Source organism: Deinococcus budaensis (assembly GCF_014201885.1).
Classification (GTDB): Bacteria; Deinococcota; Deinococci; order Deinococcales; family Deinococcaceae; genus Deinococcus; species Deinococcus budaensis.
Window position 1 is genome coordinate 131919 of the sequence record NZ_JACHFN010000008.1, and the last position, 11962, is coordinate 143880.

Consider the following 11962-nt stretch of genomic DNA (forward strand, 5'->3'; position numbering starts at 1 on the left):
GGAACCCACACGTGGCGCCAGGTTTGCTACACTGCCAGGGTTGCTTGGCCCCCGCCCCTGCCCCCGCGCGCCTGAGGTGCGCCCGGTTGCGGCGCGGACGAGGCGGCCAAAGTGCCCCCCCCGGAGGAAACACGCACATGGAACTGAAGGCCACCCCCCGCAAGAGCCAGGAAAAGCTGGCAGAAGGCATGATCCCCGCCGTCGCCTACAACAAGGAGAAGAACGTCTCCTTTGCCATCTCCCGCAAGGTCTTTGACCGGGCCTTTCGCCAGCAGGGCACGACGGGCCTGTTCGACATCGTCCTGGAGGGCGGCGAGACCTTCCCGGCGCTCGTCAAGGCCGTGCAGATGGACAAGCGCCGCCGCGAGGCGATCCACGCCGACTTCTACATGGTGACCTACGGCGAACCCATCGAGGTCAGCGTGCCGGTCCACACCAGCGGCAAGAGCCAGGGTGAAGTCATGGGCGGCCTTGTGGACGTGGTCGTGCACAACCTCGCCGTGATCGCGCCCGGCCCGCGCCGCATTCCGCAGGAGATCGCCGTGGACGTGACCCGCCTGAACATCGGTGACCACGTGACCGCCGGTCAGATCAAGCTCCCCGAGGGTGTGAAGCTCGCCGCCGACGAAGATCTCGTCGTTATCAGCGTGCTGCCGCCCCGCCTCACCGCCGAGGAGGCCGAGGCCGAGGCCCAGGCCGCGCAGGTGGCCGGTCTGGTCGCTGCCGGGACCCTCTCCGAGGAGGCCGCCGCCGCCGTGCTGGAGGGCGACGCCAGCCTGGACGAGGTCAAGGCCGACGCGGTCGAGGCCCAGAACCAGGAGAGCACCGACGCGGCAGAGGCCGGGAACGAGCAGCAGTAAGCCCCTGCCGACGGGCCGGGATTCCCTCGGGGAGTCCCGGCCCTCGCCTTTACGGCGTCTCCTCCCGCAGGCAGCTGGCCCGTTCCCCGGGAGGCCGTTCGCCACACGCCCGCGCCAGCGCCAGAAAAGCGGGAACGTCCGCCCCCACCCGTCCCAGCGCCGCCGTGAAGTCGGGCACCAGCGCCGCGTAGGCCGCCGCCGAGGCCAGGGCCGCGTTGTTCACCCCGGCGGCGAACCAGGCGTCGTAGCCCCCGTAGCCCCCCCAGCTCGCCTTGAGCGCCGCGTAACGGTCCTGCAAACCCGCCAGGGCCGCCGCCTTGCGCGTCCGCCGCTCCTGCGGGGCAAGGGGCTGCGCGTAGAGGGCCTGCAGCTCGGCCCGCGCCGCCAACAGCAGGGCCTCGAACGCCCGCGCCCGCGCCCGGATGGTCCGGTCGGCTGCCTCCAGCTCCGGGGTGCCGTGGGCCGACATCCAGCGCCGCCAGCCCTCCTCCTCGACGGCGGTGGCAAAGGACTCGTTGTAGACGGTATCGCCGGGCACGTAGACGGCGGGGTGGGCCAACTCGTGAATCACGGTGCGGATCAGGGTGGGGTCCGGGGAGGCCAGCATGGTGGAGAGCACCGGATCGCGCAGATACCCCAGCGTGCTGTAGGCCGTCACGCCGCCCACCCGCACGTCCTCGCCCGCCGCCCGGCGCGTCTGGGCGTAGGCCCGCGCGTCCGCCTCCCGGAAATACCCCCGGTACCCCACGCACCCGGCCACCGGGAAGCAGGAGGTGAGCAGGTCCAGCCCAAATTCGGGCGCCCGGAACACGTTCCAGACGACGGAGGGCCGGCCCACGTCCACATACGTGCGGTAGGCCCCCCGGTCGGGCAGGCCCAGCTCGCCCACCGCAAAAGCCCGGACCTGCTGCACCAGCGCCAGCTGTCGCCGCGTTTCCGGCGGGGTCGCGGGGTCGGCCAGCACCTCGGCCACCGGCCGCGCCCGCACCAGCAGGTCAAGTTGCCCGGCGGCCGCCTGGGTGAGATACCCGACCTCGCCGCAACCGACCAGGGCCAGGGCCAGCAGCCCGCCCGCGCCCAGCACCCAGGCTTTCATGGGGACAGCATAGCGGTGGGCACGGAGGCTCAAAGCGTGGCCCCACCCCCTGTTCTTCGCCCCGGGTGGCGACCGGCCGGACTCCCCCTCAGAGACCGACCCTGGACGAGGGGCGGGAGCGGGGGGCAACCCACCGACCGGGGCAGCTCAGCCTTAAGGCCGGCGTCAGGAGGCCGCAACCCCCCTTGCGGGCGGGCGACCCTGCCCGCCGCCTGCGCCCCTCTACCCTGAAGCCATGAACACCAGAGCCATGGGGACCCTCGCGCAGAAGCTGCGTGGGCTGGACTACTGCCTGCTGACCACCGTGAGCAGCCACGGCCGCCTCGCTTCCCGGCCCATGAGCAACAACGGCGAGGTCGAGTATGACGGGACCTCGTACTTCTTCACCTGGGCCGACTCCCGCATGGCAAAGGACATCGCCGCAAACCATCATGTGCAACTGAACTTCAGGGCCGACGAGGGGTTCCTGTTCGTGGCGGTGCAGGGCGAGGCGCGGGTGCTGACCGACCGGCGCGTGATGAAAGACCACTGGCACGAGGAACTGCGCCGCTGGTTCGGGGATGGCCTGGACACCGAGGGCCTGGTGATGCTGCGGGTGGACGCCAAGCGCATCCAGTGGTGGGGCAAGGAAGACGGGCAGCTTGAGTTGTGAGGCTCCGGGCCGCCCTGCAAAGAGAGGCGGCCAGCCCGCAAGCTGACCGCCCGGGGCTGCTGCCCTCTCCTTACGCCGCCCCGACCTTCTGGGCGATGATGCCCTCGATGTAGTCCACCACGCTCCCCAGCGGCACGCGCGTCAGCACGTCTTCCAGAAAGGCGGTGACGAGCATCTTCTCCGCGAGTTCCTGGCGGATGCCGCGCGAGCGCAGGAAAAAGAGCTGCTCCTGATCGACCGGGCCGGTCGTCGAGCCGTGCGAGCAGCGCACGTCGTTGGCGTTGATCTCCAGCTGCGGCACCGAGTAGTTGCGCGCGTCACTGGACAGCATCAGCGTGCGGTGCTTCTGGTAGGCGTCCGTCTTCTGGGCGCCGAGGTCCACCTTGATCATGCCGCTGAACACGCCCACGCTGCGGTCGTCGCCCACGCCCTTGTACAGCAGGTCCGAGTGCGCGTGCGCGGCGGCGTGGTGCTGGAGCGTGTAGTGGTCGAAGTGCTGGTCCTCGTTGGCGAAGTACAGCGCCAGCATCTCGGAATCGCTGCCCTGCCCGCGCAGGTACGACTGCATCTCGGTGCGGCTGAGGGTGCCGCCCATCGTCACGACCAGGCTGTTCAGGGTCGCGTCCCGGTGAACGTCGCCGCGCTGGCGCTGGATGTGCGTGACTCCCTTGCCCCAGTTCTGAATAGAGACGTAGCGCACGCGGGCGCCGTCCTTCACGACCAGCTCGACCGCGCCGATGGCGTAGGTGCCGGGCAGTTCCTCGCTGTCCTGCTCGTCGATGAAGGTGACCTGCGCGTTTTCCTCAGCCACGACCAGGGTGCGGGTCGCCGTGTAGGTGCCCGCCTCGCTCATCACGCGGAAGGACCCCAGCGGCAGCTCGACTTCCACCCCGCGCGGCACGTACACGAAGGCGCCGTTGGTCCAGAGGGCTGCCGCGAGCGCGCTGAACTTGCCCTCGGAGGGGTCGGGGGACTTGCTGGGCGTGGTGCCGGGCGCGGCGATGGTGGTGTCGTCGGGGACCTCCGCCGGAACCACCGAGTAGAGGTACTGCTGCACCTTGTCGGCGTGCTGCTCGACCGCCGTCCGCAGGTCGGTGAAGATCACGCCCTTGTCGCGCAGGTCACTGGGCAGGTGCGTCTGGTACACCACGTCCGGACCGTCGAGCACCAGGAAGGCGCCCACGTCGGTGCCCTCAAGGCGCTTTTGCACGCTGGCCGGCAGCTGCGAGACGTCGCCCACGCGGCTGCGCTTGGCGTGGGGCCGCAGCTGGCCGAAGTCCACCTCGACGCGGGTGTATTTCCAGGCTTCCACGGCCTCGGAGGGCACTTCGAGCGTGTTGAAGAGGTCGAGCGATTCGCGGCGTTTGGCGGTCAGCCACGCGGGGCCGCCCACCTGATCGAGCAATTCTTCGGTAAAGGGTTGGGTCATGGTACCTCCAGAGGGGCGCGGACGCCTCGAAGCCGGGCGCCCGCGCCACACGTAGCGTTCAGCCGACGCTGCCTTCCATCTCCAGCTCGATCAGCCTGTTCAGTTCCACCGCGTATTCCAGCGGCAGCTCCTTGGCAATCGGCTCGATAAAGCCGCGCACGATCAAGCCCGCCGCCTGGTCTTCCGAGAGGCCGCGCGACTGGAGGTACAGGATCTGCTCGTCGTTGATCTTGGAAACGGTCGCCTCGTGGCCCACGCGCGCCGTCTTCTCCTCGATCTCGATGTAGGGATAGGTGTCGGTGCGGGCTTCCTCGTCGAGCAGCAGGGCGTCGCACTCGACGTTGGTCTTGGCGCCGCGCGCCCCCTCGTAGATCTTCACCAGGCCCCGGTAGGAGGAGCGGCCCGAATCCTTGGAGATCGACTTGGAGACGATCGAACCGCTGGTGTACGGCGCGAAGTGGACGATCTTGGCCCCGGCGTCCTGGTGCTGGCCGCGTCCGGCCATCGCGATGCTCAGCACCTCGCCGCGCGCGCCCTCCTCGAGCAGGTAGCAGGCGGGGTACTTCATGGTGACCTTGCTGCCCAGGTTACCGTCCACCCACTCCATCACGCCGCCCTGGTATACGGCGGCCCGCTGGGTCACCAGGTTGTAGACGTTGTGGCTCCAGTTCTGGATGGTGGAGTAGCGGAAGCGCGCGCCTTCTTTCACCACGATCTCGATCACGCCGGAGTGGAAGGAGTCGGAGTTGTACGCCGGAGCCGTGCAGCCCTCGATGTAGTGGGCCTGCGCGCCCTCGTCGATGATGATCAGGGTGCGCTCGAACTGCCCGCTGCTCTCCGCGTTGATGCGGAAGTACGTCTGGAGGGGGATGTCCACCTTGACGCCCTTGGGCACGTACACGAAGGAGCCGCCCGACCACACGGCGCTGTTGATCGCCGCGAACTTGTTGTCCTCGGGGGGCACGATGGTGGCGAAGTGCTCGCGGAAGAGGTCGGGGTACTGCTTGAGGCCGTCCTCGATGCTCAGGAACACCACGCCGAGCTTCTCCCACTCCTCCTTGAGGTTGTGGTAGACCATCTCGGACTCGTACTGGGCGCCGACGCCCGCGAGCGCGGCCCGCTCAGCCTCCGGAATGCCCAGGCGCTCGAAGGTCTTCTTCACGTCGTCGGGCACGTCGTCCCACGAGCGGGCGTTGAAGCCTTCGGGCTTGATGTAGTAGTAGATCTCGTCGAGGTCGAGGCCCGAGAGGTCCGCGCCCCAGGTGGGCATGGGCTTGGCGAGGAAGATGTCGAGCGCCTTGAGACGGAAGTCGAGCATCCACTGCGGCTCGTCCTTGGCCTTGGAAATCATCTCGACGACCTCGCGCGAGAGGCCCTTGGGCGCCTTGATCGCGTAGCGCTCGGGGTTGCTCCAGCCGTACTCGTAGGAGGAGTTGATGTCGCCAACTTCGGGGTTGATGGTCATGGGGTGGCTCCTTGAGACAGGGGAGAAAGACTCAGGCGCCCGCGACGGCGAGCTGCTTGACCCAGTCGTAGCCTTCGGTGTCGAGCTTCTTGGCAAGTTCGGGGCCGCCGGTCTGCACCACGCGCCCGTCCACGATGATGTGGACCTTGTCGGGCACGATGTAGTCCAGCAGGCGCTGGTAGTGGGTGATGATCAATCCGCCCAAGGAGGGGCCGCGCAGTGAGTTCACCCCGCGCGCCACGATCCTCAGGGCGTCCACGTCGAGGCCGGAGTCGGTCTCGTCCATGATGATGTAGCGGGGGTCCAGCATCAGCATCTGGAGAATCTCGTTGCGCTTCTTCTCGCCGCCCGAAAAACCCTCGTTGAGGTAACGCTCGACGATGCTCTCGTCCCACTCCAGCACCTTCAGGGCGCTTTGCAGCTTGCCGTAGAACTCGGTAAAGCTCACCTCCTCGCCTTCGGGCTTGCGGGCCTGCATGGCGAGGCGCAGGAAGTTGGCGATGGTCACGCCGGGAATCTCGACCGGGTACTGGAAGGCCAGAAACACGCCCAGGCGGGCGCGCTCGTCGGGTTCCATCTCCAGGATGTCCACGCCGTCCACGAGAACCTCGCCCTGGGTCACGGTGTACTCGGGGTCGCCCACGATCACCTTGGCGAGCGTGCTCTTGCCGTTGCCGTTCGGCCCCATCACGGCGTGCAGCTCGCCGCGCGGCACGGTCAGGTTGACGCCCTTGAGGATGGGCATGTCGCCCACGGAAACGTGCAGGTTGCGAATCTCGATTTGGTGGGGCTGGTCGGTCATGGAGGCTCCTTGTGGGGGGGCTGAGAGGGGAATCCTTCTTGAGAATGATTCCTACTTACCCGGCCATTCTACCCGGTGAGGCGGGCCAAAGTCGAGTGGTTTACTGTGGATTCAGCGGGTTGCCGGAGCCGTTGCCAGAGCGGTTCTGGAGGGTGGCGGGAACCCAGGAATCAGGGGATGTGGAGGGTGGCGACGGGAAAAGGCGGGATCGCCCCTGCGGCGGCCCCCGCATGAGTGCCCGGCGCACGTTTTTCACGCTTGCCACCCGCCTGCGTGCTACCCGTGAAAGCCATGAATCTCGTCGAGCTGCTCCGGAACGCCGGACCCCTGCTGTGGGTGCTGCTGGCCCTGTCCGTGTACGTCGTCTACACCGCCGCCGTGCGCGCGCAGGTGCTGGGCCGCCTGGGCCGTGACCCGGCGGCCCTGATCGAACGGACGCGGGCGGTGACGGCCGAGAGTGGCCCGGCCGCCGCGCTGACCGAGCTGGACCGCGCCGCCGACCCCACGCCCGCCGCCACCGTGCTGCGCGCGGGCCTGGGCCGCGCCGACCGGGGCAGCGAGGCCGCGCAGGCCGCGATGAACGCCGCCGTCCTGGCCGAGGACGCCCGGCTGTACGCGGGCCTCTCGGCGCTGGGCACGGCCGCGCAGGTCGCGCCGCTGCTGGGGCTGCTGGGCACGGTCATCGGCATGGTGCGCTCGTTCATCGTGTTCAGCAACACCGCCAACCCCACGCCCGATCAACTCGCGCTGGGCATCAGCGAGGCGCTGATCAACACGGCGGCCGGGCTGATCGTGGCGATCATCGCCTACGTGGCCCGCAACGCGCTGAGGGCGAAGGCCGACCGCATCGCGACCCAGGCCGAGCGGGTGCGCGAGGAGTTGCCCGCCTGGCTCAGCCCGCGCGGCCTGGGCGGACTGCCGGGGGCCCGGCCGGTGCCCGAGGTGGCGATGCACTTCGAGGGCAGCGGCGTGCCGGTGGGCGGAGCCGCGCGGTGAGGCGGCGCTTTCGGGAGGGCGGCGACGCGGTCACCTTCGATTTCGCGCCGATGGTGGACATCGTGCTGCTGCTGCTGATTTTCTTTTTCCTGACGAGCAGCCTGGGGGCGCGGCAAAACGCCCTGCCGCTCGACCTGCCGCGCGCCAGCACGACCGTGCAGGAGACGCCTGCTCTGCCGGTCGTGAGCGTGGACCGGGGCGGCAAGGTGTACCTGAACGGCCAGGAAACGACCCTGACCCGGCTGGGCGGGCGCCTGAAGCCCCTGCTCCCGGCCTCGGGCGGCGTGGTGGGGTTGCGCGCCGACGAGCGCGGCAACTACGGCACGGTGGTCCGGGTGATGGACGAGATCAAGAAGGCGGGCGGCGAGCGCCTCGCCCTGGGCACCCGCACGGCCCAGGGCGGCGGGCAGTGAGGCGGGCATGACCATCCTGCCCCGGCCTCCCGTCCCCTCGCCCGAGCGCCAGGACCGTCTGCGGGCGGTGGGGGTCACGGCGCTGGTCCACGCGGCGCTGCTGCTGGGGCTGCTCGCCACCCGGCCCGACCTGCGCGCCCCCGCCCTGACGGCCCCCCCGGACCTCAACCGCGCGCCGCTGGAAGTGGTCACGCTGGCCCCGCCGCCGACGGAGACGCCAACCCCTCCGCTGACGCCCCCGCCACGTGAGCGGGCGATCCCAGCGGCCCGGCCTGCGGCGCCGCCCCCGGCCCCCCAGCCTGCGCCGGAGCGCGCCCAGCCTTCGCGCCCACCCGCGCCGCCTCCCGCGCCTGCTCCGGTGGCCCGTCCCCCCACACCGCCCCCTGCCTCGCGGGCCGCGCCTCCGCAGGTGTCCCCACAGCCCACTCCCGCCGCTCCGGTCACCCCACCTGCCCCCGCTGCCCCGGCTCCGGCGAGCGCGCCAGCCCCCGTCCGGTCCCCGAGTGCCGCGCCCCCATCCGCTGCCGTGGCGGCCCCCGCGACGGCGACTCCGGCGCCCACTCCTCCAGCGCCCCGCACCTCGGCAGACAGCCCCCCGGCGCCAGCGGCGCCTGCCGCCACTGCGCCCACCCCTGCGGCCGACACGCCTGCCTCCGACCCGCTGGCCTCCGCGCCGACTTCCCGGGCCGAGCCGCAGGAACTCGCCCCCGAGCCGAGTGCTCCGGCGGCTCAGGGCCGCCTGGACCCCGAACCCCAGGCCCAGGCCGACGACACGCCCGCTGTTCCGGTGGCGACGGCCCCCGCTGCGCCCGCGCCTGACCCCGAGCCGGTCACGGCCTTGCCCCGCCGGGAGGACGCCGCCCCGGCCAGCGCGCAGGAAACAGCCACTCCGGCGCGGGGCGCGGCCACGGCGACCGAGGAACCTGCCCCGGCGCGGGGAGCGGCTCCAGCCACGGCGGCCGGGACGGCGGTGGGCGAGACGGCGCTGGCCCGCGTTCCGGCCCGTCCGCAGGCGGCTCCGCAGGGCAGCGCTCCCGAGGCGCCACTCTCGCCGCGCGGCACCCTCGCGCCAGGTAGTCCCCAGGCCACCGCCGGGCGCGAGGGAAAGGCCGCGCGCACGCCCCAGGCCACGGCGCCCGACGCCCCCACGACCCCGCGCAGTCCGGTCACCGTCCCGGCGGCCCCGCCAGCGAGCACGGCCGCACGGACCCCGGTCCCCGCCGCCCCAGCGGCGCCCACGCCTTCCACCGCCCCCACACGCGGCGCGGCGGGAACAGGAACCTCTGCCGCGCCGGTGGCCGAGGCGGCCCGCGCGGCGCCCACACCCGGCACGCCGGCCGCAAGCGGGCCAGGCACGGCCAGCCCGGTCGCCCGCTCCGGCCCCACGCCCGGCGACGCCAGCCCTGGGCCGCAGACCACCGCGCCCGCTGCCGGAACGCCGGGCAGCGCGGGCGCGACGCCAGCGGCGCCCACCGCCCCTCGCGAGTCCTCGGGCGGAAGCGCGAGCGGGGCAGGCACCACGCCCGACCCCGGCCCCGCCGCTGGAAACCGGGGAGGCGGGGCGGGCGACGGCGCCCGGGGTGGGGGGCCAAGTGGGGACGGCGCGGGCAGCGGCGGTCCCTCCGGCACAGGTACGGCTCCTGGACGGGGAGGCGGCGTTCCGGCTGGCAACGGCAACGGGGGCGGCGGCAGCGGTGGGGGAGAGATGGCCCGGGCCGGGGGAGGCGCAGGAAGCGGCGCCGGAACCGAGTCGCGCCCGCTGAACTGCACGGTCGTGATCGACGTGCGCGGACTGGGGCGCTTCGACCGGGATGCGACCAGCTTCGTGTACGACGAGGGCGGTACCCAGCTGTGGCCCGACGCCGCGCTGATCAAGGGCGTCAGCTCCCAGCTGGTGAACGAGGGCAACCTCCAGAGCTACGCCACCTCGGAAGCGCAACTCGCCCCCTTCCAAAATGTGACCCGTGTCAAGGCGGCGCGTGTCCAGGCGCCCCGAATCGCGCCGAACGCTCCCATCCGCACCGACGCCGTTCTCGGCGCCGCCGCCGCCGCGCAGTTCCGCTCGGCGGGCGCGGCCTGCCGGGTCGTCTATCTCAAGGACGCCTGATCCCCCGGGCCGCCGTCAGCCTGCCGTCACTCCCTTCTGCTATGAGGTGCCCCATGCGTAAACCTGTGTTGCTCGCCCTGACCCTGCTGCTGTCGGCCCCGGCCCTGGCCTGGGTACCCAAGCTGGAGGAGACGACTGCCAAAAACGTCATCGACGGCGCGTATGGCCGCCGCGAGCCGGTGCCCACCTACCTGACCCTTGACCTGAACGTCAAAGACGGCCAGTTCGCCTCGGGTCCGGGGGCCGTGAAGGTCTTCGACGGCGGCGAGAAGTGCCTGGCCGACTGGCTGGCCGCGCCGGGCGACTTCGCGGCAGGCAGCCGCCCGGCCGCCGTCACGGTGAGCGGTCAGGCCGACCAGCTTTACTTCCAGGCGGTGGACGCCCGCGACAACTTCCAGGTGCTGAGCGCCGAGGGTGCCCTGGGCGCCGACCTGACCGCCAAGCGCATGGCCGAGGGCCTGCTGCGCGTGGACGTGAACGTGCGCGGCCTGCCCAGCGAAAAGGCGCGCGACGCCTACCTCCTGCGCCTCCGGGCACCGGACGGCAAGCTCGTCGCGCCCGTTCGCAAGAGCTTCGTGAACGACTGGAAGCCCATGGTGGGTGCGGGGAGCACCACGGCTGTGACGCCTCCCGCGACGAGCACCACTCCGGCCACGACGGTGAACACCGCCGTGAAAGGGCCTCTGGAAGGCACCCTCGTCTACTATTTCGAGCCGCTCAAGGCGGGCATCGGCGCCAGCGACAAGGTGGAGCTGCTGATCCGCACCGAGGCCGACACCAGCTGCGCCTACAGCGTGACGCTGGACCTGGGCAGTTTCCAGTAAGCGCCGGGAGCGGGACCGGCGGGGCGAGGGACCTTACGGGGTCGCTCGCCCCGCCCCGCTTTTGCCCTGCTCCCCGTCCTGCCTCAGCGCGGCTCAGCGAGCGGATACACCTCCGTCTCCAGCTCCGGAAAAGCCGCGCGCAGTTCGCGGGCAAGCTGGTGCAGCCCCCACAGCTCGCTGCGGCGGTGGCCCAGCGCGATCACGCCCAGGCCCAGGCCCCGCGCCGCCCCCGCCGCCGAGGGCCGCAGTTGCCCGGTCAGGTAGACCCGCACCCCGAGGGCCGCGACGTGTCCGATCAGCGCCGGATTCATCGCGTTCATCAGCGCCAGCCGCAGCGGAGCCGAAGCGGGTTCCGGCGGCCAGGAGGTGTCCTCGCCGCCCAGTTCGGCGTGCAGGGCGGCGCGCAAGTCAATCCAGCGCGGCTGCGGCGGTGTGGCGCTCAGGCCCACGGTCCGGCCCTCCCAGACCACCTCGCGCACCTCCCGCCAGCCCAGCTTGACCGCCAGCCGCCGGTTCGGCCCGGTCGTGAGCTGCTGGTCGAAGCCGTCGTGGACGCTCAATACGCCCAGGCCCGGCCAGCCGTCCCCGATGCGGCGTGAGCGGTGCAAAAAGAGGGCGTCGGCCTCCAGCGTGGGGGGCAGGTCGGCGGGTTCCAGCGCGAGGGCCAGCCGCCGCACCTCGGCGGGGCCGTCCCGGCGCAGCGGCGCGGGGTCATCCAGCGCGGCGCTCAGCCAGTGGGCCAGATCAGTCAGGGTGGGCGCGTTCGGAGGAGGCGGGGTCATGCCCCAGGATGCGCCATCCACCCTGGCCCAGCTCGTCTGCCCCGGGGCGTTGAAACAGGTCCCACCACCCGTCCAGCTCCGCCCGGGTGATGGCAAACGTGCCTGGAGGGCGGGTGCCGTTGCGGGCCTCCAGCCGCCGCCACAGGTCCTCGCGCGGCAGGTCCAGCCAGACCAGTTCCACCCGCGCTCCCAGCGCCTCGCCCCGCGCCCGGAAATCGTCGCGTTCCTCCCGTGCCCACAGGCCGAAGTCGAGCACCACGCCCACCCCCAGGCCCAGCACCCGCGCCGCCACGCCCCACAGCAACTCGCTTTCCAGCACCCAGCGCTTGCCCCCGGCCTCGCCCTCACCGAACAGGGGCTGCATCCACTCGTCGGGCGTCAGCCGCAAGGCCCGGTGTTCGGCCTCCAGCCGCCGCGCCAGCGTGGTCTTGCCGGAACCGGGGAGGCCCACGAGGAGGTGGAGGGTGGGACGCATCCTTCCAGGGTAAAGGAGACGCCCCGCACTCGGCCGAGCTGCGGGGCGGGAGCCTGTGGTG

At 71.5% G+C, this 11962-nt stretch carries 12 protein-coding genes; 6 read left to right on the plus strand and 6 right to left on the minus strand.

The genetic code is table 11. The features are described 5' to 3' along the window. Positions 1-137 precede the first annotated feature (137 nt). Entirely contained in the window at positions 138-860 is a 723-nt protein-coding gene (locus HNQ09_RS11935; RefSeq protein ID WP_184029535.1) for a 50S ribosomal protein L25/general stress protein Ctc, read from the plus strand. 49 nt (positions 861-909) lie between these two features. Here the strand turns inward: HNQ09_RS11935 and HNQ09_RS11940 are convergent, their stop codons facing one another. Next, positions 910-1956, minus strand: a complete 1047-nt coding sequence (locus HNQ09_RS11940) for an aminopeptidase (protein ID WP_184029537.1) — start codon at positions 1954-1956, stop codon at positions 910-912. Positions 1957-2191: 235 nt separating this feature from the next. Between HNQ09_RS11940 and HNQ09_RS11945 the strand changes: the two genes are divergently transcribed. Further along, the gene (locus HNQ09_RS11945; RefSeq protein ID WP_184029539.1) at positions 2192-2608 is read left to right on the plus strand and encodes a pyridoxamine 5'-phosphate oxidase family protein; all 417 of its coding nucleotides are present in this window, start codon (positions 2192-2194) and stop codon (positions 2606-2608) included. Positions 2609-2678: 70 nt separating this feature from the next. Here HNQ09_RS11945 and sufD read toward each other — a convergent pair whose 3' ends face one another. The 3 genes from sufD to sufC are packed head-to-tail and all read right to left on the minus strand — an operon-like array spanning position 2679 to position 6304. Then, entirely contained in the window at positions 2679-4037 is a 1359-nt protein-coding gene (sufD, locus tag HNQ09_RS11950) for a Fe-S cluster assembly protein SufD (RefSeq protein ID WP_184029541.1), read from the minus strand. A gap of 58 nt (positions 4038-4095) precedes the next feature. After that, complete coding sequence (sufB, locus tag HNQ09_RS11955) at positions 4096-5502, minus strand: Fe-S cluster assembly protein SufB (RefSeq protein ID WP_184029543.1); 1407 nt, start codon at positions 5500-5502, stop codon at positions 4096-4098. 31 nt (positions 5503-5533) lie between these two features. Continuing rightward, positions 5534-6304 (minus strand): Fe-S cluster assembly ATPase SufC, encoded by a 771-nt coding sequence (sufC, locus tag HNQ09_RS11960; protein WP_184029544.1) that lies wholly within the window; start codon positions 6302-6304, stop codon positions 5534-5536. Between the two features lie 291 nt (positions 6305-6595). On the opposite strand from sufC, the gene HNQ09_RS11965 reads away from it, so the two are divergent. From HNQ09_RS11965 to HNQ09_RS11980, 4 genes are read left to right on the plus strand one after another with little or no spacing between them, the layout of a single operon-like run. Continuing rightward, positions 6596-7300 carry a MotA/TolQ/ExbB proton channel family protein gene (locus HNQ09_RS11965; RefSeq protein ID WP_184029546.1) on the plus strand — a complete coding sequence of 235 codons (705 nt, stop codon included), beginning with the start codon at positions 6596-6598 and terminating at the stop codon, positions 7298-7300. Continuing rightward, a complete protein-coding gene (locus tag HNQ09_RS11970; RefSeq protein WP_184029548.1) occupies positions 7297-7713 on the plus strand; it encodes a biopolymer transporter ExbD in 417 nt (138 codons plus the stop codon). The genes HNQ09_RS11965 and HNQ09_RS11970 overlap by 4 nt, the downstream gene beginning before the upstream one ends. 7 nt (positions 7714-7720) lie before the next feature. After that, the gene (locus HNQ09_RS11975) at positions 7721-9820 is read left to right on the plus strand and encodes a hypothetical protein (protein WP_184029550.1); all 2100 of its coding nucleotides are present in this window, start codon (positions 7721-7723) and stop codon (positions 9818-9820) included. Between the two features lie 53 nt (positions 9821-9873). Continuing rightward, the gene (locus HNQ09_RS11980; protein WP_184029552.1) at positions 9874-10644 is read left to right on the plus strand and encodes a hypothetical protein; all 771 of its coding nucleotides are present in this window, start codon (positions 9874-9876) and stop codon (positions 10642-10644) included. An 83-nt stretch (positions 10645-10727) separates the two neighbouring features. On the opposite strand, the gene HNQ09_RS11985 is transcribed toward HNQ09_RS11980, so the two are convergent. Then, a complete protein-coding gene (locus tag HNQ09_RS11985) occupies positions 10728-11426 on the minus strand; it encodes a Nif3-like dinuclear metal center hexameric protein (RefSeq protein WP_184029555.1) in 699 nt (232 codons plus the stop codon). Then, positions 11389-11901 carry a P-loop nucleotide/nucleoside kinase family protein gene (locus HNQ09_RS11990; RefSeq protein WP_184029558.1) on the minus strand — a complete coding sequence of 171 codons (513 nt, stop codon included), beginning with the start codon at positions 11899-11901 and terminating at the stop codon, positions 11389-11391. Before HNQ09_RS11990 ends, HNQ09_RS11985 begins: the two co-directional genes overlap by 38 nt. Between the last annotated feature and the right edge of the window lie 61 nt (positions 11902-11962).

What these genes read in the sequence shown, in the direction of transcription:
- sufD (WP_184029541.1), bottom strand. Translation starts at nt 4,037, where the DNA reads ATGACCCAACCCTTTACCGAAGAATTGCTCGATCAGGTGGGCGGCCCC.
- HNQ09_RS11945 (WP_184029539.1), top strand. Translation starts at nt 2,192, where the DNA reads ATGAACACCAGAGCCATGGGGACCCTCGCGCAGAAGCTGCGTGGGCTG.
- HNQ09_RS11935 (WP_184029535.1), top strand. Translation starts at nt 138, where the DNA reads ATGGAACTGAAGGCCACCCCCCGCAAGAGCCAGGAAAAGCTGGCAGAA.
- sufC (WP_184029544.1), bottom strand. Translation starts at nt 6,304, where the DNA reads ATGACCGACCAGCCCCACCAAATCGAGATTCGCAACCTGCACGTTTCC.
- HNQ09_RS11985 (WP_184029555.1), bottom strand. Translation starts at nt 11,426, where the DNA reads ATGACCCCGCCTCCTCCGAACGCGCCCACCCTGACTGATCTGGCCCAC.
- HNQ09_RS11965 (WP_184029546.1), top strand. Translation starts at nt 6,596, where the DNA reads ATGAATCTCGTCGAGCTGCTCCGGAACGCCGGACCCCTGCTGTGGGTG.
- HNQ09_RS11940 (WP_184029537.1), bottom strand. Translation starts at nt 1,956, where the DNA reads ATGAAAGCCTGGGTGCTGGGCGCGGGCGGGCTGCTGGCCCTGGCCCTG.
- sufB (WP_184029543.1), bottom strand. Translation starts at nt 5,502, where the DNA reads ATGACCATCAACCCCGAAGTTGGCGACATCAACTCCTCCTACGAGTAC.
- HNQ09_RS11975 (WP_184029550.1), top strand. Translation starts at nt 7,721, where the DNA reads ATGACCATCCTGCCCCGGCCTCCCGTCCCCTCGCCCGAGCGCCAGGAC.
- HNQ09_RS11990 (WP_184029558.1), bottom strand. Translation starts at nt 11,901, where the DNA reads ATGCGTCCCACCCTCCACCTCCTCGTGGGCCTCCCCGGTTCCGGCAAG.
- HNQ09_RS11980 (WP_184029552.1), top strand. Translation starts at nt 9,874, where the DNA reads ATGCGTAAACCTGTGTTGCTCGCCCTGACCCTGCTGCTGTCGGCCCCG.